The sequence below is a fragment of the Methylobacterium sp. CM6246 genome (assembly GCF_054818005.1).
This window is the reverse complement of record NZ_JBTXKY010000001.1, coordinates 4,520,751-4,544,145: the sequence shown is the minus strand read 5'-3', so window position 1 is coordinate 4,544,145 and position 23,395 is coordinate 4,520,751. Positions and strand designations below refer to the sequence as shown.

Below are 23,395 nucleotides of genomic sequence, written 5' to 3'. Positions count from 1 at the left end.
GCACGAACGCACCCGTGGCCGCGGGGCGCATGGGCCAGTCAGTTAGGGGCTTGGCGCAGCTTGTCAATCTCGCAATGCGCGCATCGGGGTCCCGCACACAGCCGATCAGGGCAGGTGACGGTCCAGGGCGGGCAGGAGGCAGGGGTCGAGACGTGTCGCCCGAGCGGCGCCGGCCGGCGCGAGCGAGCCGGTCGTCTCAGGATCGGCCGGAAGCCCGTGTCCGGCCAGGGCGAGCTGCCCCGGCGCGGGGCCGGCCTGGCTCAAACGGGCGAGCTGGTGAGTCGCGGCCAGGGCGAGCAGACCCACGACGGCCGAGATGCGCAGCGCCCAGGCCAGGGATCCTGTGGGCCGGGCCGTTCGGCTCGGGGCCGGATGCGCCGGTACGGGCCTGTCCGACTCGGCGGCGGGTCGGCGCGTCCCGAAGGGCTTCTGACTCCGCTCGGCGGGCGGGAGCATGGTCTGTCCTTCTCGGTCCGGCATGCGGCCGGCGACGGTCGATCCGGGACGGTTACCACCCCATGGTTAACCGCCGACTTACGCGGGACGGGACGAGCAAGCGCTCACCGTACCAGAATAAAACGGTGTCCCCGGCGCCCTTGCGGAAGAGCCCGACTTGCGCCGGGCCCGAATCGGACAGATCCCGGCGTCTCCTGATAATGAAGCCCGAATAATCTTCAGGCTTTGCTCAAACGCCGTTGCAGCTTCCGATACACAGTCCTTCGCCGAGGACAGGGATCTTCACGCTTAACCTTCACCTTTCGTTGACAAGATCGGGCTAGTCTCGGCGGGCTTGTTGCAGGAAAGCGACAGACCCGCCGACCGAGAGCGCCTAGAAGGCAGCCGGCTCAAGCCAACCCCAGGACCCATGGCACCATGAAAAAAGTTCTTCTTGCATCGACCGTTCTCGCCGGCATGACTGTCGCCGCTTCCGCGGCCGACCTGCCGCGTCGCGCTGCGCCGCCGCCGGTGTTCACGCCGGTGCCGGTGTTCACCTGGACCGGCGCCTACTTCGGCGTGAATGCCGGCTACGGCTTCGATGCCAGCAGCCGCAACACCGCCAGCTACGGCCTGCCGGCCGGCTCGCTGGTCAATTCGCCCGGCACGAACGCCGTCGTCAGCGTCGGCAACCGCAGCAACAACGACGGTTTCACCGGCGGCGCCCAGATCGGCTACAACTACCAGTTCACCCCGGGCTCCGGCATCGTGGTCGGCTTCGAGGCTGACGCCCAGTACGTCGACTTCGCCCGCCGCGCCAACGTCACCCAGAACTACGGCATCGCCGGCGCCCCGGGCTTTGCGTTCTCGAACCCGCGCGCCTTCGTCGCCACCAGCGGCAACGGCCTCGACTACTTCGGCACCGCCCGCGGCCGCCTCGGCTACGCCTTCGACCGGACCCTCGTGTACGCCACCGGCGGTTACGCTTACGGCTCGGGCCAGGACGACCAGAACTTCGCTGGCCGCAGCTTCCGCAACAGCTTCCGCACCGGCTACGCCGTCGGCGGCGGCATCGAGTACGCCCTGCCCACCGACTCGTTCCTGAACTTCTTCAAGTCCTCGGCCGTGACCCTCAAGGTCGAAGGCCTGTACGTGAACCTGGACCGCCAGAAGAACACCGCCGGTGGCGTGTTCTACGGCAACCTGCTGGCCCCGAACGGCACCGCCTACCTCAACGGCGCCGCCGCCAACACCGAGTTCGCCGTCGTCCGCGCCGGCGTGAACTACAAGTTCGGCTCGTACTAAGATCGCACTTCGGCGCCGGCTTGGCCGGCGCCATCGTGACCCGGGGCCCGGCCGCAAGGTCGGGCCCTTCTGCGTTTTAGGACCACCGAGGCCCGGTGCGACAGGGGCGACAGGAACACCCGTCGCCGCCGGCGCCTTTCACGGTCGGCGCCCGGATGGCTCGGCCGCGCCGGAGCGATCCCGATGCGCAAGATCCGACTGATCACGTCCCGTCTGCTGCTGCCGCTGAATGTCCTGTCCCTGTCCGGACTCCCGGCTCCGGCTCAGGATGCCAGCGTGATCGGCACCAAGACTGTGCTGCCCGGGACCGGGCCGGGCACCTCCACCAGCGGGGAGGGCGGCGGCCGGCTGATGACGGCGGCCAGCGCCGAGGCCGCGGCCAGGCGCCAGGGCCTCAAGCCGGCGGCGTTCCTGGCCTCCAGGATGATCGGCGTGACGGTCCGCAACGCGGCCGGCGACAATGTCGGCACCATCGACGACCTGCTGATCGCCGATGGCGGTGCCCTGAAGGCGGTCGTGCTGGATGTCGGCGGCCCGCTGGGCCTCGGCAGCAAACGGATCGCCGTGGAGCCCGGCGCCCTCGTGCTGCGCCCGGGCGGGGAGCGGTTCTCGGCCGTTCTCAACATGAGCACCGACACCGTCGCGGCCGCCCAGCCCTTCGATCCGGCCAAGGCCATGGCGTCGGAGTAGCCTCGCCGGCAATCGCTTGACGCGGACGCGATCCAGGCGCTCCGACCCGAAAGCGGTCTGCAAGTCCGTCAGTGCGACCGTCGCGAAGCAACCCAGTGTCGCGCGCGATCCCCAGGTGTCGCGTTCCCCCGTGTCGCGTTTCCCCGAATCGCTTCGCTGCGGCCACGCTGACGAAGCGTCGTTTTACTGCCGCCCTGTCGCCTCAGATATCCAGATCGACCCCGTCGGCGAAGGCGGCGCGCTCGCTGATGAAGGCGAAGCGGGCTTCGGGCTTGTTGCCCATCAGGCGCTCCACCGTATCGCCGGTGGATTCCCGGGCCTCCTCGAGGATCGCGACGCGCAGGAGCGTGCGCTTCTTCGGATCCATGGTGGTCTCCTTGAGCTGGGCCGGCATCATCTCGCCCAGGCCCTTGAAGCGCCCGATCTCGACCTTGCCGCTCTTGAACACCGTTTTGGTGATCCGCTCCCGGTCGGCGTCGTCCCGCGCATACACGACCTTCGAGCCCTGCTGCAGCCGGTAGAGCGGCGGGATCGCCAGGTAGAGGTGGCCGCGATCAATCAACTTCGGCATCTGCCGGTAGAAGAACGTGATCAGCAGCGATGCGATGTGGGCGCCGTCCACGTCGGCGTCCGTCATGATGATCACCTTGTCGTAGCGCAGGTCCGCCTCACGGAAGGCCGCGCCGGTGCCGCAGCCGAGCGCCAGGGTGAGGTCCGAGATCAGCTGGTTGGCCCCGAGCTTGTCCCGGGAGGCCGAGGCGACGTTGAGGATCTTGCCGCGCAGGGGCAGGATCGCCTGGGTCGTCCGGTCCCGGGCCTGCTTGGCCGAGCCGCCGGCGGAATCGCCCTCGACGATGAAGATCTCGGAGTTGGCCGTTCCGGCGGCCGAGCAATCGGCCAGCTTGCCGGGCAGGCGCAGCTTGCGGGTCGCGCTCTTGCGGGCGACCTCCTTCTCCTGGCGCCGGCGCAACCGCTCCTCGGCCCGGTCGATCACCCAGTCCAGCAGCTTGTTGGCCTGGGCCGGGGAGGCCGCCAGCCAATGGTCGAAGGCGTCCCGCACCGCCGTCTCGACGATCCGCTGCGCCTCGACGGTGGCCAGCTTGTCCTTGGTCTGGCCCTGGAATTCCGGCTCGCGGATGAACACCGACATCATCGACGCGCAGGTCGCCATGACGTCGTCGGTGGTCACGGCCGTCATGCGCTTGGCCTGGTTCACGCGCTCGGCGTGCTCGCGCAGGCCCCGCAGCAGCGCGACCCGCAGGCCGGCCTCGTGGGTGCCGCCCTCCGGCGTCGGGATGGTGTTGCAGTAGGAATGCGAGAAGCCGTCCTCGGCGACCATCCAGGCCACCGCCCATTCGAGCGAGCCGTGGGAGCCGGGCTTGGTCACCTTGCCGGTGAACATCGCGTCGGTGACCAGGTCCTTGCCCTCGATGTCCCGGGCCAGGTAGTCGCGCAACCCGTCCGGGAACCGGTGCACCGCCTCGGCCGGTACGCCCTCCAGCCCTTCGAGCAGGGCGGGGGCGCAGCGCCAGCGGATCTCGACGCCGCCGAACAGGTAGGCCTTGGAGCGCGCCATCTTGAACAGGCGGCGCGGGTCGAACTTCAGGGAGCCGAAGATCTCGGCATCGGGGTGGAACCGCACCCGGGTGCCGCGCCGGTTCTGGACTCGTCCGACGAGTTCGAGGGCCCCCTGCGCGTGGCCGCGCGAAAAGGTCTGGCGGTAGAGGGTCTGGTTGCGGGCGACTTCGACTTCGAGGAGGTCGGACAGGGCGTTCACCACCGAGATGCCGACGCCGTGCAGGCCGCCGGAGGTCTCGTAGACCTTCGAGTCGAACTTACCGCCCGCATGCAGCGTCGTCATGATGACTTCGAGGGCCGACTTGCCGGGGAATTTCGGGTGCGGGTCCACCGGGATGCCGCGGCCGTTATCGGTGATCACCAGGGAGCCGGATTCCTCCAGCTCGACCTCGATGAAGCTGGCATGGCCGGCCACCGCCTCGTCCATGGAATTGTCGATCACCTCGGCGAAGAGGTGGTGCAGCGCCCGCTCGTCGGTGCCGCCGATATACATGCCGGGCCGGCGCCGGACCGGCTCCAGGCCCTCCAGCACCTCGATGTCGGAAGCCGTGTAGCCGGCCTCCGGCTCGGCCGCCGCGATGGCCGGGACCGAGGCCGATTCCACCAACCGCCGCCGCGGCTCCGCCGGACGCGGGGCAGGGGGCTTGCCGCCAGGCCCGAACAGGTCGCGCGCCGGATCGCTCACGCGCGGCCTCCGCGCGCACGGCGCGTCGGCCGGCTCGGCGTCGGGCAGACGGGCCTTTGGCGATCGGACCTGGGATCGTGCAGCATGCGCCTTCATCCCCGCATGATAGCGGAACAAAACAGAAACATCTAGAGGGTCCGGTGCGTCGCCGAACCGACCCATCATCGCATGCTGCGCCGCCGCGAGCGAGGGGCGCGGCCGGCGCGGCGCGAAGGCGCCGTCATCGCCACGTTGCACAATCGTGGGTTAACGGTTTCTCCGCCGCCGCTCGGATCGGAACCGGGTGGCTCCGACCGCGTTCTGTCGGAAAAGAACTTGACCGTGGTCCGGGAGCCGCCGTCGATGAGCAACGCCGCTATCGAGGCCCGCCGCCTCACCCTGATCCGCTTTGAGCGAGCCGCCGGCACCGTATTCGGGTGCGAGGACGATGCGCCCTCGGTCGTTCCGCAGGCCCGCATCTTCGTGAACGGCCTGACCATCGCGTTGGCGACCGTCGCGACCGCGTTGGCAGCCACGATCACCTACCTGGCCTGAACGCGACGAACCGCGACGCTTTCTTCGCGGTTAGCGGGTCCGGCGCTCAGCCGGCCCCGGATTTCTTCGCCGTCGTCTTCTTGGCCGCTGGCTTCTTCGCGGCCGTCTTCTTCACCGCCGGCTTCTTCTCGCCCGTCGCCGCGCGCGCCGGCGCCTTCCGGGCCGAGCTGCGCTTGGCCGGCTTGCCGCCGCCCGACGCCCGCTTGGCGTTCACCAGCGCGATCCCCTCATCGAGGGTCAGCGCCTCGGAATTCATCGTCTTCGGCAGCGTCGCGTTGACTTCGCCATCGGTGACGTAGGGGCCGTACTTGCCGGCCTTGACCACGAGGTCCCGCCCACTCGTCTCGTCCTTGCCGAGCGGGCGGCCCGGATCGGCGGCAGCGCGGCCGCGGCCGCCGCCCTGCTCCTTGGCGACGATCAGGTCGATGGCGCGGTTGGCGCCGATCTCCAGCACGTCGTCGTCCTTGCCGAGGTTGGCGTACATCTTCCCGTGCTGCACGTAGGGACCGAACCGGCCGAGATTGGCCAGGATCGGTTCGCCGGTCTCGGGGTGGCGCGCCACCTCGCGGGGCAGCGCCAGCAGCGCCAGGGCCTTGTCGAGGCCGACCTCGGACGGCGAGAGCCCCTTGGGCAGCGACGAGCGCTTCGGCTTCGCGGCGTCCTTCTCGGTGGAGGCTTCGCCGAGCTGCACGAACGGCCCGAAACGCCCGTCCCGGATCGTCACCGGCATCCCGGTCACCGGATCGTCGCCCAGCACCCGGACGCCCGGCTGGCCACCCTCGCCCGAGGAGCCGTCGCCGTCGCCGTCGATCCCCGAGGCCGAGAGCTGACGGGTGTACTTGCACTCCGGATAGTTCGAGCAGCCGATGAAGGCGCCGAACTTGCCGAGCTTCAAAGAGAGCTGGCCGGTGCCGCAGACCGTGCAGGTTCGCGGGTTCGCGCCGTCGCCTCTGTCGGGGAAGATATGCGGACCGAGAAGGCCGTTGAGCGCCTCCAGCACGTCGGTGACGCGCAGCTCCTTGGTCTCCCCGATCGCCGCGGAGAAGTCCTTCCAGAAGTCGCGCAGCACCGCCCGCCAGTCGATCTCGGCGTTGGAGACCCGGTCGAGCTGGCCTTCGAGGTCGGCCGTGAAATCGTACTCGACATAGCGCCGGAAGAAGCTCTCCAGGAAGCCGGTGACGAGGCGTCCCTTGTCCTCCGGCTGCAGCCGCTTCTTTTCGATCTTGACGTATTCGCGATCCCGCAGGGTCTGGAGAACGGCGGCGTACGTGGACGGCCGGCCGATGCCGAGCTCCTCCATGCGCTTGACCAGGCTCGCCTCGGAATAGCGCGGCGGCGGCTCGGTGAAGTGCTGGGTCGAGGTGATACGCTCACGGGTGAGCGGGTCGCCGGCCTTCATCGGCGGCAGGCGCTTGCTCTCCTCGTCCTCCTCGTCGTCCTTGCCCTCCTGGTAGAGGGCCAGGAAGCCGTCGAACTTCACGACCTGGCCGGTGGCGCGCAGGTCGATCCGGCGCGGGCCGACGCTCGCCGCCACCTCCACGGTGGTGCGCTCCAGCTCAGCCGATTCCATCTGGCTCGCCATCGTGCGGGTCCAGATCAGGTCGTAGAGCTTGGCCTGCTCCGGCTCGAGGTGGCGGGCCACCATCTTGGGCAGGCGGCTCATGTCGGTCGGGCGCACGGCCTCGTGGGCCTCCTGCGCGTTCTTGGCCTTGACGCTGTACTTGCGCGGGACGTCCGGCACGTAGCGGTCGCCGAACTCGGTGCCGATGACCTTGCGGGTGTCCTGGATCGCCTCCGGCGCCATGTCGACGCCGTCGGTCCGCATGTAGGTGATGATGCCGACCGTCTCGCCGCCGACGTCCACGCCCTCGTAGAGGCGCTGCGCGACCCGCATGGTCTGCGCCGGCGCCATCCCGAGCTTTCGCGATGCTTCCTGCTGCAACGTCGAGGTGGTGAAGGGCGGCTGCGGGTGGCGCTTGGCGGGCTTCGCCTCGACGCTCGCAACCTGGAAGCTCGCGAGCTCGAGGTCGCGCTTGAATGCGGCGGCGTCCGCGCCGGTGCCGACGTCGAGCCGCTGGATCCGCTTGCCGTCGGCCCCGACCAGGCGGGCCTCGAAGGTCGCGCCGTCCTTGGTGGTCAGGGTCGCGACGATCGACCAATACTCGCGCGGCTTGAAGCTCTCGATCTCCATCTCGCGCTCGACCACGAGCCGCAGAGCCACGGACTGCACGCGGCCGGCCGAGCGGGCGCCGGGGAGCTTGCGCCACAGCACCGGCGAGAGGTTGAAGCCGACGAGGTAATCAAGCGCCCGGCGCGCCAGGTAGGCGTCCACCAGCGCCTGGTCGATCTCCCGCGGCTTGCGCATCGCCGCCTCGACCGAGGCCTTGGTGATGGCGTTGAAGGTGACGCGCTCGACCGGGATTCCCTTGAGCGCCTTTCGGGCGTTCAGCGCCTCCAGGACGTGCCAGGAGATCGCCTCGCCCTCGCGATCCGGGTCGGTCGCCAGGATCAGCTTGTCCGCGCCCTTGCAGGCCTTGGCGATCTCGCTGACGCGGCTGGCGCCGCGGTCCGCGAGTTCCCAGACCATGTGGAAATCCTGCTCGGGATCGACCGAGCCGTCCTTGGCCGGCAGGTCGCGGATGTGCCCGAAGGAGGCGATCACCTCATAGTCGCGGCCAAGATACTTATTGATCGTCTTGGCTTTGGCCGGCGACTCGACGACGACGACTTTCATTCAGACCTCTGCCCCTCGACGGGGCCTGGGCGCGACGGACGAATTCTGTTCGAAATTCGCGTGGGACAAGTGCCCGCCGTCGGGCCGGGGCCGCGCGCCGGGGACAAGTGGGTTACGGGGCACGGGTTGTCAAATGGCAACGGTCGCCGAACGGCTCGCCGGGGCTGTCATGCGCGGGGCGCGAATCCGACAGGATTGCGGATCGCCGGCAATCACCGTCGACCTGGCCGGCTTGCCTCATGCCGTCGTGGGACGCCCAGCCAAGCGACCTGCCCAGCCAAGCGACGCGCCCAGCTAAGCGACCTGCCCAGCGCTACACGCGGGAATCGCGCGCCAGACCGGGTTGCCCCGCCGCGCGCGCACTGACGGCGGGGCGGGCTCGACCTGTTCAGATCCCCGCGTACCACTCGTAGCCGCGATCCTCCCAGTAGCCGCCGCTGCCCTGGCCGAAGCCCGCCAGCGAGTCCACCAGCTCGACCCGCATCACGTACTTGGCCTGCTTATAGCCGAGCTGGCGCTCGACGCGCAGGCGCAGGGGGGCGCCGTTCGAGACCGCCAGCGGCTTGCCGTTGAGGTCGTAGGCGAGGATCGTCTGCGGGTTGACGGCGTCGAACAGGTCGATGCTCTCGTAGTAGCGGATCGGGGTCCGCTTATCCTCGGGCGCCTCCGGCTCCGGCGCGCCCTGGCCCCAATCGTCCGTGCCTTTGTCGTCCGTGCCTTTGTCGGCCTTGGGCGGGGCACCGCCCCAATCCTCGGCGGCGGCAAGTTGGATCATGCCGTCGCGGACCGAGCCCGGATGCTCGGGGCGCCACAGGGAGGCACCGTCGCCGCCCTCGAGGCCGCCGCCGGCATATTCCAGCGTGTCGGCGCAATGGAACACGGCGTAGCGCGACTGCGGCTTCAGACCGGCCCGGGTGAGCAGCTCGGCCAGCGGCACGCCCGACCATTGGCCGATGCAGCTCCAGCCCTCGACGCAATCGTGGCGGGTGATCTGAGTGCGCGCCGGCAACCCGCGCAGGTCCGCAAGGCTGAGCGACAGCGGCGTCTGCACCAGCCCGTCGACCGTCAGCTTGAAGTCGGCGAATTTCTTGGCCGCCAGGGCGCGAAAATCCCTGTCCGGCGGGTCGATGGTGCCGTTCGGCTTGAACCACGGCGAAATCATCGCGGCCGGATATTCCCGGGCCAGGGTGGCGGGGGACATCAGCAGCCGCTGAACGAACAGGTTGGCATCCTCGCCGACCTTGAGGGTGCGGCGCCCGGTCTCGGTCCCGGCGAAGCGGTCGCAGCCGCCGAGCAGGGCGGTCCCCGCCAATCCGGCGCCGGCGGTGAGCAGCTTGCGGCGGTGCAGGATCATCGCGCGGTCTCCTTCTCGGGACGGCCGAGGCTGAACCAGCCGGTGAGCATGCCGCGCATGTTGTTGACGAGGCCGGAGACCAGAACGAGGAGCACGTGGACGACGACGAACAGCACCAGCAGCCCGGCGGCGATGAAGTGGATGCTGCGCGCCGATTGCCGGCCGCCGAACAGCTCCGGCAGCCAGGGCCAAGCGGCGTCGACGCCGGGCGACATGGCGAGCCCCGCCAGCACCATGGCGGGCAGGAGGCCCAGCACCACGACGAGGTAGGTCAGCTTCTGGATCACGTTGTAGCGCTTGGCCTCCTCACCTTCGGGGAAGCGTAAGAGCAGGTGCTCCTTCACGGAGCCGGCGAAGTCGCGGATCTGGTCGCCGTCCGGGATCAGGCGGCGGCGGAGCTGGCCGCTGAACAGCCCGTAGAGCAGATAGACCGCGCCGTTGATCACCAGGAGCCACGCGAACAGGAAATGCCAGCGCCGCCCGGTGGCGAGGTCCTGATCGGCCGGAAGGGTCGCCCAGGCCGGGAAGGCCCGGTCCACCGCGGTGCCGCCCTCCCGGGACAGGCCGAGCACCCCGGTCGTGTCGAAGCTGTGCGATCCGACCGTCACCACACCGCGATTCGTGCCGTCGCGTCCCTGCTCGCTGGTGATCGCCAGGGCCGGATCGTCGAAGGTCGAGACCGCCCCCCAGTACAGCGCCGGGTGGGCGTTGAAGATCTGCAGGCCGCTCATCAGCAGCACCAGCAGCACCCCCGCGTTGACCCAATGCGCCACCCGGATCACCGCGGGGTGCCGGTAGAACCAGCGCCGCCCGGAGGCGTCGACGGTCTCCGGGGCTTCGAGCGCCGGGGCGGCGTCCAGAGTATCGGTTCTCAAGCGTGCGTCTCGCGAGGCGATGGCGGCGCGAATGCCGCGCGATCCGGCTGATACGTGGCGCGGGCGCCGAAGTTACCAACCGGTGAAAAAAGGCCGCCGGCACAGGCCATGAAAAGGGCCGCAGGCGCTCGTCCGCCTTGCCGGAACGACCGGCCGGACCTACACCCCGGTCTCATCATGACGAGCCCCGCGCCCCCGGCCTTCCCGCACCGGCATCTCCTCGGCATCGAGGGCCTGACCCGCCCCGACATCGAGGGGCTGCTCGACGCCGCCGACGCCGCCGTCGACATCTCGCGGCAGGTGGAGAAGAAGCGCACGACCCTGCGGGGCCGCACGCAGATCAACCTGTTCTTCGAGCCCTCCACCCGGACTCAGTCGTCGTTCGAACTCGCCGGCAAGCGACTCGGCGCCGACGTGATGAACATGTCGGTGGCCTCGTCCTCGGTGAAGAAGGGCGAGACCCTGATCGACACCGCGGCGACGCTGAACGCCATGCGGCCGGACATCATCGTGGTGCGCCACGAATCGGCCGGTGCGGTGCATCTGCTCGCCCGCAAGGTCGATTGCGCGGTGGTGAATGCCGGCGACGGGGCGCACGAGCATCCGACCCAGGCGCTGCTCGACGCGCTGACGATCCGCCGCAACAAGGGCCGGATCGAAGGGCTTCAGGTTGCGATCTGCGGCGACGTCCTGCACTCGCGGGTGGCGCGCTCGAACATCATCCTGTTGCAGGCGATGGGCGCCCGGGTTCGCCTGATCGCGCCCTCGACGCTGCTGCCCGCGGGAATCGAGCGGTTCGGCGTCGAGACCTTCACGGACATGCGCAAGGGCCTGGACGGCTGCGACATCGTGATGATGCTGCGCCTCCAGCGCGAGCGCATGAACGGCTCGTTCGTGCCCTCCGTGAAGGAGTATTTTCGGTACTTCGGCCTGGACGGCGAGAAGCTGGCGCTCGCCAAACCGGACGCCCTGGTGATGCATCCGGGTCCGATGAACCGCGGGGTCGAGATCTCCTCGGAGATCGCAGACGGCGCGCAGTCCTTGATCCGCGAGCAGGTCGAGATGGGGGTGGCGGTGCGCATGGCCGTGCTGGAATCGCTGGCCCGGCACCTGCCGAACGGCTGAGCACCGTCCCGGATCGATTTCGACCCCGCATAAGCCCGACAAAGCCGGGGCGCTTTCACCCGCGCGGCTTGATCGCCGGGCGGCTGCAGCGCAGTTTCCTGCCGAATACGGCCTCGGCCGGACCTTCAAGCATCATCCCGAGCGGCGGTTGCCGGCTTTCGGGGAACGATGATGCACCATCAAACGCTGGCGCATCGTACCGGATCGGATATCCAGGACGTTGCTCTACAGACGACCTCACATGCAGATCGCGTCATGACCGCCTACACGCTCGACGACCTCGCCAAGCTCGTCGCGAGCCGCGCCGGGACCGACCCGGAGACCTCCTACACGGCCAAGCTCCTGTCGGAAGGCCCAGCGAAGGCGGCGAAGAAGCTCGGCGAGGAGGCCGTGGAGGCGGCCATCGCGGCCGTGCAGGGCGACAAGACCGGCCTCCGGAACGAGGCCGCGGACGTTCTCTACCACCTGGTTGTTCTGCTCCGCGCCGGCGGCGTCGAGCTCGACGCCGTAATGGCGGAGCTGGAACGCCGCACCGCCCAGAGCGGGATCGCCGAGAAGGCCGCGAGGCAGCCCGCGTGAACGCGGCCGCGCTGCCGGGCTCCGTCGAGGCGATCCTCGACGGATCGGATCGGCTCTCGCCGTATCGCCGGTTCAGCCGCGAGGAATGGGCGCAGCTGCGCGCCGACACGCCGCTGACCCTGAAGGCCGAGGACATCGAGCGGCTGCAGTCGATCAACGACCCGATCTCGGTCGAGGAGGTGGTGGCGATCTACCTGCCGCTGTCGCGGCTGCTCTCGCTCTACGTCGCGGCGACGCAGGGGCTGTTCAAGGCGACGCAGCGCTTCCTGCTGGCCGAGCGCGAGACCAAGGCCCCCTACATCATCGGCCTGGCCGGATCGGTGGCGGTGGGCAAGTCGACCACCGCCCGCATCCTGGCCGCGCTGCTGGCCCGCTGGCCCAACACCCCGAAGGTCGACCTAGTCACCACCGACGGCTTCCTGCTCCCCAACGCCGCGCTCACCGCCAACGGCATCATGGAGCGCAAGGGGTTCCCGGAGAGCTACGACACCGCCTCGCTGCTGCGCTTCCTCCACGACGTGAAGGCCGGGCACAAGCGCGTGACCGCGCCGCTCTACTCCCACTTGGTCTACGACCGGGTGCCGGGGGAGGAGCGGGTGGTCGAGAGCCCCGACATCCTGATCGTCGAGGGCCTGAACGTGCTCCAGCCCGCCCGCCTGCCGCGGGACGGCACCGCGATCCCGTTCGTCTCCGACTTCTTCGACTTCTCGATCTATCTCGACGGCCACGAGGACGACCTGCACCGCTGGTACGTCACCCGGTTCATGAAGCTGCGCCAGACCGCGTTCCGGGACCCGCGCTCGTACTTCCGGAAATACGCCGAGGTGCCGGAGACCGAGGCGCTGGACATCGCCGACCGGCTCTGGACCACGATCAACTTGCCGAACCTGCGCGAGAACATCTTACCGACCCGACAGCGGGCGAGCCTGATCCTGACCAAGGGCGCGAGCCACCGGATCGAGAGCGTGGCGCTGCGGCGGCTGTAGGTCCAATCCGGGGATCCAACCCAACGCCCTCATCCTGAGGTGGTGGGTTGGACTGCGGGCGTTAGACGAACGGAAACTCAGCCTCCGCGAGGTACGGCCCGCCCCCGGTCGATTCCTTGGCCGAGAACATGGTCACCCGGTCGGCGGTGAAGGCCAGGGGCGCGAAGGCCGGAGCCTGGGAGAGATACATCGCCACCGCCTCCGGGCTGGCGTCGCGCTTGAGGCGGGCCAGGGTGACGTGGGGTGTGAACTTCCTGCGTTCGGGCGCGATGCCGGTGCGCCGCACCAGCCGCTCCTGCTCGGCCTGGAGGTCGATCAGCTCCGGGCTCGGTGCCACCGACGCATAGAGGGCCCGCGGCCTGTCGCCTCCGAAGATTCCGAGCCCGTCGAGGGTCACCGTGAGGGCGGGGCGCACCCGCATCTCGGCCATCGCCTCCAGCACGTCCTCGGCCGCGGGCACCTCGACATCGCCGAGGAACCGCAGGGTGACGTGGTAGTCGCCGGGCTCGATCCAGCGCGCGCCGGGCAGGCCGCCCCGGTAGATCCGCAGCGCCTCGGCAATCTCCGTCGGGATCGCGAGCCCTGTGAACAGGCGCGGCATTACCGCGACGCCCCCTGCCGGAGGCCGCCCAAGAAAGTCTCGACCGTGGGGAGGATCTGGGCCGCGATGGTCTCGACGCCCTGCCGGTTCGGGTGCAGCCCGTCGTCGAGGTGCTGGGCCCGGTCGCCGATGATCCCGTCGAGGAAGAACGGGTAGAGGGTCAGCCCGTAGCGCTTGGCCAGGGTCGGGTAGATCGCGTCGAACCGCGCCTTGTAGTCCGGCCCGAGATTGGGGGCGGCCTGCATGCCGGCGAGCAGCACCGGGATCCCCCGGGCCTGCAACCGCTCGATGATCGCCGCGAGCGCCCCCTCGGTGACCTTCGGGTCGGTGCCGCGCAGCATGTCGTTGGCGCCGAGTTCCAGGATCACCCCGGCGGTCCCGTCCGGCACCGACCAGTCGACCCGGTCGAGGCCGCCCGTGGCGGTGTCGCCGGAGACGCCGGCATTGGCGACGGTCACGTCCGCGCCCTTGGCCTTGAGCAGGCGCTCCAGCACGGTCGGGAAGGCTGCGTCGGATGGCAGGCGGTAGCCGGCGGTGAGGCTGTCCCCGAGGGCGACGAGCTTGACCGGGCCGGTGGTGGCGGCGTGAGTCGCTGTCATGAAAGGGAATACCAGACCCGCTAGCGCTGCGACAAACAGGGCGGCCCGCCGCACGCGGCCGGCGCCGTCATGGCGTAGCCCCAATGCGCCCCCCATATCGCGGTGCATCAACGGGCGGTGCCGCCAAGTTCGTCGCCACGTCAGCGGCCAAGTCAGCAGCCAAGTCAGGACCTCGCGCGCCATGCTCGTCATCGCCCACAGATCGGCCGCCCGGTGAGCAACGGCAAGGTGCTGCGCGAGCCGGCGATCGCGTTGTCCGACATCGATCTCAGCCTGGGACGCGGTGCCGCCCGGGTCCACGTCCTGCGCGGAATCTCGCTCACCGTCGATCGCGGCGAAGCGGTCGGGCTGGTCGGCCCCTCGGGCTCGGGCAAGTCGACCCTGCTGATGGTCATGGCCGGGCTGGAGCGACCCGATTCCGGCGGCGTGGTGATCGAGGACACCGACCTCGCCCGCCTCGACGAGGACGCGCTCGCCCGGTTCCGGGGCCGGCGGATCGGAATCGTGTTCCAGGCCTTCCACCTCGTTCCGACCATGACCGCGCTGGAGAACGTCGCGCTGCCGCTCGAGCTCGCCGACCGGCCCGGCGCCCTGGAGCGGGCCCGCGCCGAGCTGGAGGCGGTCGGCCTCGGGCACCGGCTGCACCATTATCCGGCCCAGCTCTCCGGGGGCGAGCAGCAGCGCGTCGCCATCGCCCGCGCGGTGGCGCCGGATCCGGCGATCCTGGTGGCCGATGAGCCCACCGGCAACCTCGACGAGGCCACCGGCCGGCAGATCGTGGACCTGCTGTTCCGGCTGAAGCGCGACCGGGGCGCCACCCTGGTGCTGGTCACTCACGACAACGGCCTCGCCCGCCTGTGCGACCGCACCGTGCGCCTGCGCTCCGGCCGGGTCGAGGAGGCGGTGAGCGCCTGATGCACGGCACGATCTCGCATCCCGAGCCCGCGCCTCGGCGCGTCCCGCTCACCCTGCGTCTGGCCGTGCGCGAATTGCGCGCGGGCCTGTCCGGCTTCGGGGTGTTCCTCGCCTGCATCGCGCTCGGCGTCGCGGCGATCGCCGGCGTGGCGTCGATCTCGCGCTCGCTCTCCGACGGTCTCGGCCGGGAGGGGCGGCGGATCCTCGGGGGCGACCTCGCCTACAACCTGATCAACCGCGAGGCGACCGACGCGGAGCGGCAGGCCCTGTCGCGCGAGGGCACGGTCGACGCCGTGGCGTCCCTGCGTGCCATGGCGGTGGCGGCCAGTGGCGACGCCGCGCTGGTGGAGCTGAAGGCCGTCGATCCCGCGACCTACCCGGCGGCCGGCGAACTCGTCACAGATCCGCCGGGCCGGCTCGCCGACCTGCTGGCGGAACGCGACGGGACGCCCGGCGCCCTCGCGGACCCGGCCCTGCTCACCCGCCTCGACGTCAAGGTCGGCGACCGGATCGCGCTCGCCGGGCACCCGGTCGTGATCCGCGGCACGCTTACCTCCGAGCCCGACAAGATCGCCGGCGGCATCGGCTTCGGCCCGCGGCTGATGATCTCGGAGCCGACGCTGCGCGCCACCGGCCTCGTCCAGCCGGGCAGCCTCAACCGCTGGAGCTACCGGATCGTCCTGCCGAAAGACGCCGCCCGGGACCCGGACCTCGACGCCGCGCAGGTGCGGATCCGGACCGCGACTCCGGAGGCCGGCTGGGAGATCCGGTCTCGCGGCAACGCCGACCCGCGCTTCGCCAAGAGCATCGAGCGCTTCACCCAGTTCCTGACCCTGGTGGGACTGACGGCGCTGATCGTCGGGGGCGTGGGCGTCGGCAACGCGGTCCACGCCTTCGTGGAGCGCAAGCGGCCCTCGATCGCGACGCTCAAGAGCGTCGGCGCCCCGGGCTCGCAGGTGGTCGCCCTCTACCTGACCCAGGTGATGCTGATCGCGGGCATCGGCACGGCGAACGGCCTCGCGGTCGGTGCGAGCCTGCCGTTCGTCCTGGATGCGCTGTTCTCCGCCGACCTGCCGCTGCCCCTGAACCCGACGCTGGCGCCCGGGGAATTGCTGCTCGCCGCCGCCTACGGGCTGCTGACCGCCTTCGCGTTCGCGATCACGCCGCTCGGCCGTGCCCACGACGTGCCGGTCTCGGGCTTGTTCCGCGACACGGTCGATCCTGCCCGGGTCAGCCCGCGCTGGCGCTACCGGATCTGGCTGGCCCTCAGCCTCGCCGCCCTGGTCGGCCTGGCGGTCGGCACGGCGTTCGACCGGCGCGTGGCCCTGATCTTCATCGCGGCCGCCGCCATCGCGTTCGCGCTGCTGCACGGGGTTGCGCTCGGCCTGATGGCGCTCGCCCGCCGCCTGCCGCATCCGCGCTGGCCGGCGCCCCGGATGGCGCTGGCGAACCTCCACCGGCCGGGCGCGCTGACCCCCGCCATCGTGCTGTCCCTCGGGCTCGGCGTGACCCTGCTGGTCACCCTCAGCCTGATCGACGCCAACGTCCGCCGGACGATCAGCGCGACCCTGCCGGCGCGCGCGCCGAACCTGTTCTTCCTCGATATCCCGTCCCGCGACGCCGCCGAATTCCGCGCGTTCCTGGCGCGCTCGGCCCCCAACGGCAAGATCGAGGACGTGCCGATGATGCGCGGCCGGATCGTCGCCCTGAACGGCGTGCCGGCCAACAAGATCCGCCCCCCGGAGGACGCCGCCTGGGTCCTCGACGGCGACCGGGGCATCACCTACGGCGACACGGTGCCGGAAGGCTCGACCCTCACCGAGGGGGCGTGGTGGAGCGCCGAGCAGGGGGCCAAGCCGCTGGTCTCGTTCGAGGCGGACCTCGCGCGCCAGCTCGGGCTGAAGGTCGGCGACACCGTCACCGTCAACGTGCTCGGGCGCGACCTGACCGCGACGATCTTCAACCTGCGCCGGGTGGAGTGGCGCAACCTCGGCATCAACTTCGTCATGGTGTTCTCAGCCGGCACCTTCCGGGGCGCGCCCCACTCGGATCTCGCGACCCTGTCGCTGCCCGGCGGCACCGATGCGGGCGCCGAGAACCGCATCCTGCGCGACGTCGCCAAGACGTTCCCGTCGGTGAGCGCCGTGCGTGTGAAGGACGCGCTCGACGCGATCGGCGACCTCGTCGGCCGCCTGGTCCTGGCGATCCGCGGGGCGAGCGCGGTGGCGGTGCTGGCGAGCCTGTTCGTGCTGGCCGGGGCCATCGCGGCCGGCCACCGGGCCCGCCTCTACGACGCCGTGGTGCTGAAGGTCCTGGGCGCCAGCCGGGCGCGACTGCTCAGCGCCTACGCCATCGAGTACGCGGCCCTGGGGCTCGCCACGGCCGTATTCGGCCTCGCCGCCGGCAGCCTCGCCGGCTGGGTGATCGTCGCGAAGGTCATGCACCTCGACTTCCACCTCGACCTGTCCGGCGCGCTTGTGGCGGCGACCGCCGCGGTGGCGCTGGCGATCCTGCTCGGGCTGGCCGGCACGTGGCGCATCCTCGGCCAGAAGCCGGCGCCGTATCTCCGGCAGATCTAGCGGGCGGTCTTCGCGGCTCGGCCCGCGGTCTCCGCGCAGGGTTAAGACTTGGGCCGAGAGACATCGACCTGACGCGATCCGGGCAACCGTCAGTCGAACATGGTGCCGCCGGCGCGAGGATCCATTTTAATCCCTGACTTCATGGACAAAAATACATCCTCCGACACCGGAAAAGCGGCCCCGCAACCGTAGCTGGGGACTTGTGCGGGCGGCGGCCGCGCAACATATTCCTGTGCGAGGTGCCAGCCTGGCGCCAGAGGTCCTGCGTGGGCCTCGCCCGAAACACCACGCTGAGAGAGCCTCCGCAAGGAAACTCCCATGGCATTCGAGAACTCTCCCTTCCGGTACGGCGCCCAGCAGCCGTCCGGGTATGCAGGCACCCAGGTCGATGTCGATCAGGGCCTGCGCACCTTCATGCTCGGCGTCTACAACAACATGGTCGTCGGGCTCGGCATCTCCGGCCTCGTCGCCCTCGGCCTGAACATGGCCGCGGTTGCGTCCTACCAGGGTACGCGCCCGATCCTGACCTCCTTCGGTCAGACCCTCTACACGAGCCCGCTCAAGTGGGTTCTGATGCTGGCCCCGCTCGCGTTCATCTTCGTCTTCTCGATGCGGATGGACCGGATGTCGGCCTCGTCGGCCCGGACGATGTTCTGGGCCTTCGCGGCGGTGATGGGCGCCTCGATGTCCTCGCTCCTCCTGGTCTTCACCGGGGCGAGCGTGGTGCGGGTGTTCTTCATCACGGCGGCGGCGTTCGGTTCGCTGAGCCTCTACGGCTACACGACCAAGCGCAGCCTGTCGGGCATGGGCTCGTTCCTGATGATGGGCCTGATTGGCATCATCCTGGCTTCGCTGGTGAACATCTTCTTCGCCTCGTCGGCGCTGCAGTTCGCCATCTCGGTGCTCGGCGTGCTGATCTTCGCGGGCCTGACCGCCTACGACACCCAGAAGCTCAAGGAGATGTATCTCTCCAGCAGCTTCGACGGTGAGATGGCGGCCAAGATGTCGGTGAACGGCGCCCTGACCCTCTATCTCGACTTCATCAACATGTTCCAGTTCCTGCTCAGCCTGGTCGGCGATCGCCGCTAAGTCCCGCACGAACCCGGATCCAGAAGCCCCGGCGGGAAACCGCCGGGGCTTCTTTTTTGGCCTGCGCGGATCGGGTGAGGGCGGCTATCATGCCGGCATGCCCCAACCGATCTCCGGCCTCTCCGCCTTCCCGATCACCCCGAGCGACGCGGACGGCCGCGTCGATGCCGCCGCCATGTGCCGGCTGCTGGAACGCCTCGTCGATGCACGGGTCGATTCGATCGGCCTGCTCGGCAGCACCGGGACCTACGCCTACCTGTCCCCGGACGAGCGGCGCCGCGTCGTCGAGATCGCCGCCGAGGCGGTGGCCGGCCGCGTGCCGCTTCTGGTGGGGATCGGGGCGCTGCGCACCGACGACGCGATCCGGCACGCTCGGGCGGCCCGGGCCGCGGGGGCCGACGTGGGCCTGCTTGCCCCCGTCTCGTACACGCCGCTCACCGACGACGAGGTGTATCGGCATTTCGCGGCCGTGGCGGGGGAGGGCGGCCTGCCGCTCGTGATCTACGACAACCCGGCGACCACGCATTTCCGGTTCTCGCCGGCGCTGATCGGCCGGATCGCGCGCCTGCCGGGCGTCGTGGCGGCCAAGTGCCCCGCGCCGGAGCCGGCGGCGGCCGAAGCGGGAGTTGCCGGTCTGACGGAAGCGGTCCCGGCGGAGTTTCCGGTCGGGTTCAGCGGAGACTGGAACGTGACCGAGGCGCTGCTCGCGGGCGGTACGGCCTGGTTCAGCGTGGCCGGCGGCCTGTTTCCGAAAACCTGCCTGGCGATCGTGCGCGCCGCCGAGGCCGGCGACGCCGCGCAGGCCCGGGCGTTGAACGAAGCGCTCGCGCCGCTCTGGGCGCTGTTCAAGGCGCACTCGAGCCTGCGGGTGGTCTACGCCCTCGCCGACCATCTCGGCCTCTGCCGCGCCGAACCACCGCGGCCGATCCTGCCGCTGCCGCCGGAGGTTCAGGCGGACATCGTCAGCACCGTCGAGCGGTTGAACCTCGCCTGAGGCGATCCTGGAACACTCACACCGCCCGGGGAGGGGGCTCCAGCACGGCGAGCACCCGGGCCAGCTCGGTCCCGCGCTTCATCACCAGTCCGCTGGCGGCGATCACTGCGTAGGCGCCCTGGCGGCGGGCGAGCTTCGGGTCCTTCTCGATCCGGTAGAGCGGCATCTCGGAGGCGCGGCGGTAGATCGAGAACACCGCCTTGTCCCGGCGGAAATCCATGGCGTAGTCGCGCCACTCGCCCGCCGCGACCTGCCGGCCGTAGAGGTTGAAGATCGTGCGCAGCTCGTCCCGGTTGAAGGCGATCTGCGGGGGTTCCGCACGGGCGGGGAACGGAATGACATGGCCCGCCGCTTCCTCGGGCCTCGACTCCGCGCTCGTCCGCTCCGTCATCGTCACTCCGTGGTGCCCATGCTGTGCCGAATGATGGCCCCCGCGCCCGCGACCCGCAAGGGTGGCCGCACCGGGGCCCCGTGTCGCCCACGACACATCCAAGCGACAAAAAACACGGTTCTGCCCGAATGCCGCCTTTCCCGGGCCGCGTTGCACTGGCACAACACTGCCTGAACCTCGCCGGCTCCTGCCGGACCAGCGGCCGAAACCCAGCTCCCCAGCCTTCGGTCGCCGGTCGGGATTCCAGAATTCGGCACTCCGAGGTTTCGAGACCCAATGACTTCAGGCCGCCCCTCTGGGCGGCCTTTTTTCGTGGCCTGTCCTGCGCCCCGGCAGGAGGGTCGTCCCGAGAGGCCGCTGCCGGCTCCGACATGCGGCCCGATGCGCGGCCCGATGCGCGGCCCGATGCGCGGCCCGATGCGCGGCCGGGGTGTTTTCGTTCTCCCGTTTGAAGCCGGATGCAGGTAAGGCGAGCCGCATCATGGGTCCGCCCGCCTTCGACGTCAGCTTCATCCAGGCCCTCGACACGCTGTTCGCGTGGCGCCGCGACGTGCGTCGGTTCCGGCCGGACGCCGTGGACCCGGACGCCCTGCGCGCCTGCCTGGCCGCGGCGCACCGGGCGCCGTCGGTGGGCAACAGCCGGCCCTGGCGGTTCGTACGCGTGTCCGACCCGACCCGGCGCGCTGCCGTGGCAAGCGACTTCTCCCGCTGCAACGCGGCAGCCGCGGAGGGCTACGACGCGGCACGGGCCGCCCGCTACCGGGCACTCAAGCTCGCCGGCTTGAACGAGGCGCCGGAACACCTCGCGGTGTTCTGCGACGACGCCACCGAGACCGGCCTCGGCCTCGGCCGCGCCAGCATGCCGGAGACCCTGGCCTATTCGGTGGTCGGGGCGGTTCAGTGCTTCTGGCTGGCGGCGCGGGCGCGCGGCCTCGGGGTCGGCTGGGTCTCGATCCTGGAGCCCGCCCGCGTCGCCGGGATCCTTGCGGTGCCGGAGACCTGGCGGCTGGTCGCCTACCTGTGCGTCGGCCATCCCGTCGAGGAGCATCGCGACCCGGAACTGGAGCGCCACGGCTGGCAGGCGGAAGACCCCCGCGGCACCCAGTTGTTTGAGCGCTGAGCCGTCCGGCCTCACGATTGAGGCTACTTCTTTACCCTCCCCAAGACTTCCCGGGAGAAGCAGAGCGTCAACCATAGCGCTCAAGGGAACGGCAAGCGCGGCCGTGGATTACTGGCCGGCATACGCTCACGCTTGTCGAGGAAGTCCAGGATGTCGGGTCGGGTGACGGCTTTATTCGGTTTGGCCGGCGCGATGCTGGCGGGTTGCTTCGGGGCGGCCCAGGCGCGGGAGGTGGTGCCGTTCCAGAACGGCGTCGCGCCGGGCTCGGTGGTGATCAGCGTGTCCCAGCGCAAGCTCTACCTGGTTAACGGCGACGGCACCGCGATCCGCTATCCCGTGGCGGTGGGCAAGCCCGGCAAGCAATGGTTCGGCACGGCCGCGATCGACGGCAAGTACGTCGCCCCGGCCTGGTCGCCGCCGGCCGAGGTCAAGCGCGACAACCCCCGGCTGCCGAACGTCATCGCGGGCGGCTCGCCCAGCAACCCGATGGGGGCGGCCGCGATGACGCTGGCCGGCGGAGAGTACGCGATCCACGGCACCAACCGGCCGAACTCGGTCGGGACCTACGCGTCTTATGGGTGCATCCGGATGTACAACCAGGATGTGGTCGATCTCTACGCCCGGGTCGATGTCGGCGCGCAGGTCTACATGACCCGGTGAGGGATTTCCCTTACTTCGCCGGCGGCGCCGTCGCCTCGACGGACGTGAAGGTCTCGAGGATCCGGTAGGTGTGCTCGGCGCCCGCCGGCACACAGTAGGAATCCCCCGGCGCGAGCGCGACCGTCTCGCCGCCGACCACCAGCTCCGCCCGGCCGCTGATGACGTAGCCCACGGTCTCGTGGGGCGAGGACGTCATCGGCTTGTCGGCGTTCGGCTCCTCGGCCCGCCACATGCGCATTCCGAGTCGCTCGCCGCGGGCCAGGGTGATCTCGCCGTGCGGTCCCGCGGCCGCGCCGTGGGCCGATACCTTCGTCGCCATCATCGTCTCCTGTCGGTGAACCAGCCCAACGGCGCCCGGCCCGCGACGTTCCGCGCCCGGTGTCGCGGCCTCGGCCTGGGTCGCCGCTTGACGCCTCCCGGGGGCGACAACAGGATGCGGTACCGGTCCGACAAGGCGCCCGACAGAGGCGTGGGCCGGTGCGACGCCGCGAATACGTTTGGGTCCGGCGCGTCGCCGAATCGACCGGAGGGACGCGCCATGCAGATCAAGGCGGCGATCGACAGGATTCCCGGCGGGCTCATGCTGGTCCCGCTCCTGCTGGGCGCCCTGTGCAAGACGTTCGCGCCGGGAGCGCCGGCCTATTTCAAGGGCTTCACGCAGGGGATCATGACCGGGGTGATCCCGATCCTGGCGGTCTGGTTCTTCTGCATGGGCGCGTCGGTCAGCCTGAAGGCGACCGGCACCGTCCTGCGCAAGTCCGGCACCCTCGTGCTGACCAAGCTGCTGTCGGCCTGGGCGATCGTGCTGGTGGCTGCGCTGTTCATCCCGCCCGAGGGCATCCAAACCGGCTTCTTCGCGGGCCTCTCGATCCTCGCGATCGTCTGCGCGATGGATATGACCAATGGCGGGCTCTACGCCTCCCTGATGCAGACCTACGGCAGCCCGGAGGAGGCGGGCGCGTTCATCCTGACCTCGATCGAGTCCGGCCCGCTGATGAGCATGATCATCCTGGGCGCTTCCGGGGCGGCGCATTTCGAGCCGCAGATCTTCGTCGGCGCGGTGCTGCCGTTCCTGGTCGGATTCCTGCTCGGCAACCTCGATCCGAAACTGCGCGCCCTGTTCGCCCCGGGCGGCCAGCTGATGATCCCGTTCTTCGCCTTCGCGCTGGGCAACACGGTGGATCTCAACAACCTGCTCTCGCCCCTCGCCGGACTCGGGATCGTGCTCGCGCTGGCCGTCATCGTGCTCACCGGGATACCGCTGATCCTGGCCGACAAGGCCATCGGGGGCGGAACCGGGACGGCGGGGCTCGCGGCCTCGTCCACCGCCGGGGCGGCCGCCGCCAACCCGCTGGCGATCGCGGCGGTGGCGCCGCAATTCGCCCCGGCGGCGCAGACCGCCACGGTGCTGGTGACGATCTGCATCATCGTCACGTCGATCCTAGTGCCGATCCTCACCGGGCTCTGGTACCGCCGGTTCGGGGCGGGCGCGGCGGAGGCCAGGGCCGAGCCGCCGCCGACGCCGACGCCCTTCGAGGGCGTGCCCGCGGAGTAGGGTCGGGGGGCG

Annotated in this window: 22 protein-coding genes; 13 read left to right on the top strand and 9 right to left on the bottom strand. The window is 70.1% G+C overall.

Annotated elements, in window-relative coordinates:
• Positions 1-105 precede the first annotated feature (105 nt).
• Positions 106-456 (bottom strand): hypothetical protein, encoded by a 351-nt coding sequence (locus tag ACYQPG_RS22040; protein ID WP_461231765.1) that lies wholly within the window; start codon positions 454-456, stop codon positions 106-108.
• Between the two features lie 417 nt (positions 457-873).
• Between ACYQPG_RS22040 and ACYQPG_RS22035 the strand changes: the two genes are divergently transcribed.
• Entirely contained in the window at positions 874-1,740 is an 867-nt protein-coding gene (locus ACYQPG_RS22035) for an outer membrane protein (RefSeq protein ID WP_419830224.1), read from the top strand.
• A 183-nt stretch (positions 1,741-1,923) separates the two neighbouring features.
• Positions 1,924-2,430, top strand: coding sequence for a PRC-barrel domain-containing protein (locus ACYQPG_RS22030; protein ID WP_461231764.1), 507 nt, complete (start codon positions 1,924-1,926; stop codon positions 2,428-2,430).
• Positions 2,431-2,632: 202 nt separating this feature from the next.
• Here ACYQPG_RS22030 and parE read toward each other — a convergent pair whose 3' ends face one another.
• Complete coding sequence (gene parE / locus ACYQPG_RS22025; RefSeq protein ID WP_461231763.1) at positions 2,633-4,693, bottom strand: DNA topoisomerase IV subunit B; 2,061 nt, start codon at positions 4,691-4,693, stop codon at positions 2,633-2,635.
• 168 nt (positions 4,694-4,861) lie between these two features.
• Here parE and ACYQPG_RS22020 point away from each other — a divergent pair, with 168 nt between their 5' ends.
• Complete coding sequence (locus tag ACYQPG_RS22020; protein WP_461231762.1) at positions 4,862-5,227, top strand: hypothetical protein; 366 nt, start codon at positions 4,862-4,864, stop codon at positions 5,225-5,227.
• Positions 5,228-5,273: 46 nt separating this feature from the next.
• On the opposite strand, the gene topA is transcribed toward ACYQPG_RS22020, so the two are convergent.
• The 3 genes from topA to ACYQPG_RS22005 form a co-directional block, all read right to left on the bottom strand.
• Positions 5,274-7,961 (bottom strand): type I DNA topoisomerase, encoded by a 2,688-nt coding sequence (gene topA / locus ACYQPG_RS22015; RefSeq protein WP_461231761.1) that lies wholly within the window; start codon positions 7,959-7,961, stop codon positions 5,274-5,276.
• A gap of 388 nt (positions 7,962-8,349) precedes the next feature.
• Positions 8,350-9,315: a molybdopterin-dependent oxidoreductase gene (locus ACYQPG_RS22010; protein ID WP_461231760.1), complete on the bottom strand. Its 966-nt coding sequence runs from the start codon at positions 9,313-9,315 to the stop codon at positions 8,350-8,352.
• The gene (locus ACYQPG_RS22005; RefSeq protein WP_147939485.1) at positions 9,312-10,175 is read right to left on the bottom strand and encodes a cytochrome b/b6 domain-containing protein; all 864 of its coding nucleotides are present in this window, start codon (positions 10,173-10,175) and stop codon (positions 9,312-9,314) included. Before ACYQPG_RS22005 ends, ACYQPG_RS22010 begins: the two co-directional genes overlap by 4 nt.
• A gap of 192 nt (positions 10,176-10,367) precedes the next feature.
• Between ACYQPG_RS22005 and ACYQPG_RS22000 the strand changes: the two genes are divergently transcribed.
• The 3 genes from ACYQPG_RS22000 to coaA all read left to right on the top strand — a co-directional run bounded on the left by ACYQPG_RS22000 (position 10,368) and on the right by coaA (position 12,880).
• Entirely contained in the window at positions 10,368-11,315 is a 948-nt protein-coding gene (locus ACYQPG_RS22000; protein ID WP_147907951.1) for an aspartate carbamoyltransferase catalytic subunit, read from the top strand.
• A gap of 255 nt (positions 11,316-11,570) precedes the next feature.
• Positions 11,571-11,894 carry a phosphoribosyl-ATP diphosphatase gene (locus ACYQPG_RS21995; protein WP_147907950.1) on the top strand — a complete coding sequence of 108 codons (324 nt, stop codon included), beginning with the start codon at positions 11,571-11,573 and terminating at the stop codon, positions 11,892-11,894.
• Positions 11,891-12,880, top strand: coding sequence for a type I pantothenate kinase (coaA, locus tag ACYQPG_RS21990; RefSeq protein WP_147907949.1), 990 nt, complete (start codon positions 11,891-11,893; stop codon positions 12,878-12,880). The genes ACYQPG_RS21995 and coaA overlap by 4 nt, the downstream gene beginning before the upstream one ends.
• 61 nt (positions 12,881-12,941) lie before the next feature.
• Here the strand turns inward: coaA and thpR are convergent, their stop codons facing one another.
• Both thpR and ACYQPG_RS21980 read right to left on the bottom strand, forming a co-directional pair.
• Positions 12,942-13,481: an RNA 2',3'-cyclic phosphodiesterase gene (thpR, locus tag ACYQPG_RS21985; RefSeq protein WP_147907948.1), complete on the bottom strand. Its 540-nt coding sequence runs from the start codon at positions 13,479-13,481 to the stop codon at positions 12,942-12,944.
• Entirely contained in the window at positions 13,481-14,080 is a 600-nt protein-coding gene (locus tag ACYQPG_RS21980; RefSeq protein ID WP_147939461.1) for an arylesterase, read from the bottom strand. Before ACYQPG_RS21980 ends, thpR begins: the two co-directional genes overlap by 1 nt.
• Positions 14,081-14,293: 213 nt before the next feature.
• Here ACYQPG_RS21980 and ACYQPG_RS21975 point away from each other — a divergent pair, with 213 nt between their 5' ends.
• The 4 genes from ACYQPG_RS21975 to ACYQPG_RS21960 all read left to right on the top strand — a co-directional run bounded on the left by ACYQPG_RS21975 (position 14,294) and on the right by ACYQPG_RS21960 (position 19,657).
• Positions 14,294-14,995, top strand: coding sequence for an ABC transporter ATP-binding protein (locus ACYQPG_RS21975; RefSeq protein ID WP_419830218.1), 702 nt, complete (start codon positions 14,294-14,296; stop codon positions 14,993-14,995).
• Entirely contained in the window at positions 14,995-17,574 is a 2,580-nt protein-coding gene (locus tag ACYQPG_RS21970) for an ABC transporter permease (RefSeq protein WP_461231759.1), read from the top strand. The genes ACYQPG_RS21975 and ACYQPG_RS21970 overlap by 1 nt, the downstream gene beginning before the upstream one ends.
• 318 nt (positions 17,575-17,892) lie before the next feature.
• Complete coding sequence (locus ACYQPG_RS21965) at positions 17,893-18,663, top strand: Bax inhibitor-1/YccA family protein (protein WP_147907945.1); 771 nt, start codon at positions 17,893-17,895, stop codon at positions 18,661-18,663.
• A 97-nt stretch (positions 18,664-18,760) separates the two neighbouring features.
• Positions 18,761-19,657 (top strand): dihydrodipicolinate synthase family protein, encoded by an 897-nt coding sequence (locus ACYQPG_RS21960; RefSeq protein ID WP_461231758.1) that lies wholly within the window; start codon positions 18,761-18,763, stop codon positions 19,655-19,657.
• A 16-nt stretch (positions 19,658-19,673) separates the two neighbouring features.
• Here ACYQPG_RS21960 and ACYQPG_RS21955 read toward each other — a convergent pair whose 3' ends face one another.
• On the bottom strand, positions 19,674-20,048 hold the full coding sequence (locus ACYQPG_RS21955) for a DUF2794 domain-containing protein (RefSeq protein ID WP_147857607.1): 375 nt from the start codon (positions 20,046-20,048) through the stop codon (positions 19,674-19,676).
• 481 nt (positions 20,049-20,529) lie between these two features.
• Here ACYQPG_RS21955 and bluB point away from each other — a divergent pair, with 481 nt between their 5' ends.
• Both bluB and ACYQPG_RS21945 read left to right on the top strand, forming a co-directional pair.
• A complete protein-coding gene (gene bluB / locus ACYQPG_RS21950; RefSeq protein WP_187193647.1) occupies positions 20,530-21,168 on the top strand; it encodes a 5,6-dimethylbenzimidazole synthase in 639 nt (212 codons plus the stop codon).
• Positions 21,169-21,318: 150 nt separating this feature from the next.
• Complete coding sequence (locus ACYQPG_RS21945) at positions 21,319-21,828, top strand: L,D-transpeptidase (RefSeq protein WP_147907943.1); 510 nt, start codon at positions 21,319-21,321, stop codon at positions 21,826-21,828.
• A 10-nt stretch (positions 21,829-21,838) separates the two neighbouring features.
• On the opposite strand, the gene ACYQPG_RS21940 is transcribed toward ACYQPG_RS21945, so the two are convergent.
• Positions 21,839-22,147, bottom strand: coding sequence for a cupin domain-containing protein (locus tag ACYQPG_RS21940; protein WP_147856879.1), 309 nt, complete (start codon positions 22,145-22,147; stop codon positions 21,839-21,841).
• A gap of 219 nt (positions 22,148-22,366) precedes the next feature.
• Between ACYQPG_RS21940 and ACYQPG_RS21935 the strand changes: the two genes are divergently transcribed.
• Complete coding sequence (locus ACYQPG_RS21935) at positions 22,367-23,383, top strand: 2-keto-3-deoxygluconate permease (protein WP_461231757.1); 1,017 nt, start codon at positions 22,367-22,369, stop codon at positions 23,381-23,383.
• Positions 23,384-23,395: the final 12 nt, after the last annotated feature.

Excerpts from the sequence above, each read along its gene's own strand:
- thpR (WP_147907948.1), bottom strand. The coding sequence starts at position 13,481 with ATGCCGCGCCTGTTCACAGGGCTCGCGATCCCGACGGAGATTGCCGAG.
- ACYQPG_RS21955 (WP_147857607.1), bottom strand. The coding sequence starts at position 20,048 with ATGACGGAGCGGACGAGCGCGGAGTCGAGGCCCGAGGAAGCGGCGGGC.
- topA (WP_461231761.1), bottom strand. The coding sequence starts at position 7,961 with ATGAAAGTCGTCGTCGTCGAGTCGCCGGCCAAAGCCAAGACGATCAAT.
- ACYQPG_RS21935 (WP_461231757.1), top strand. The coding sequence starts at position 22,367 with ATGCAGATCAAGGCGGCGATCGACAGGATTCCCGGCGGGCTCATGCTG.
- ACYQPG_RS21960 (WP_461231758.1), top strand. The coding sequence starts at position 18,761 with ATGCCCCAACCGATCTCCGGCCTCTCCGCCTTCCCGATCACCCCGAGC.
- ACYQPG_RS22030 (WP_461231764.1), top strand. The coding sequence starts at position 1,924 with ATGCGCAAGATCCGACTGATCACGTCCCGTCTGCTGCTGCCGCTGAAT.
- bluB (WP_187193647.1), top strand. The coding sequence starts at position 20,530 with ATGGGTCCGCCCGCCTTCGACGTCAGCTTCATCCAGGCCCTCGACACG.
- ACYQPG_RS21995 (WP_147907950.1), top strand. The coding sequence starts at position 11,571 with ATGACCGCCTACACGCTCGACGACCTCGCCAAGCTCGTCGCGAGCCGC.
- ACYQPG_RS21940 (WP_147856879.1), bottom strand. The coding sequence starts at position 22,147 with ATGGCGACGAAGGTATCGGCCCACGGCGCGGCCGCGGGACCGCACGGC.
- ACYQPG_RS21970 (WP_461231759.1), top strand. The coding sequence starts at position 14,995 with ATGCACGGCACGATCTCGCATCCCGAGCCCGCGCCTCGGCGCGTCCCG.
- ACYQPG_RS22040 (WP_461231765.1), bottom strand. The coding sequence starts at position 456 with ATGCTCCCGCCCGCCGAGCGGAGTCAGAAGCCCTTCGGGACGCGCCGA.
- ACYQPG_RS22020 (WP_461231762.1), top strand. The coding sequence starts at position 4,862 with ATGCTGCGCCGCCGCGAGCGAGGGGCGCGGCCGGCGCGGCGCGAAGGC.
- ACYQPG_RS21945 (WP_147907943.1), top strand. The coding sequence starts at position 21,319 with ATGTCGGGTCGGGTGACGGCTTTATTCGGTTTGGCCGGCGCGATGCTG.
- ACYQPG_RS21980 (WP_147939461.1), bottom strand. The coding sequence starts at position 14,080 with ATGACAGCGACTCACGCCGCCACCACCGGCCCGGTCAAGCTCGTCGCC.
- ACYQPG_RS22010 (WP_461231760.1), bottom strand. The coding sequence starts at position 9,315 with ATGATCCTGCACCGCCGCAAGCTGCTCACCGCCGGCGCCGGATTGGCG.
- ACYQPG_RS21965 (WP_147907945.1), top strand. The coding sequence starts at position 17,893 with ATGGCATTCGAGAACTCTCCCTTCCGGTACGGCGCCCAGCAGCCGTCC.
- ACYQPG_RS22035 (WP_419830224.1), top strand. The coding sequence starts at position 874 with ATGAAAAAAGTTCTTCTTGCATCGACCGTTCTCGCCGGCATGACTGTC.
- ACYQPG_RS22000 (WP_147907951.1), top strand. The coding sequence starts at position 10,368 with ATGACGAGCCCCGCGCCCCCGGCCTTCCCGCACCGGCATCTCCTCGGC.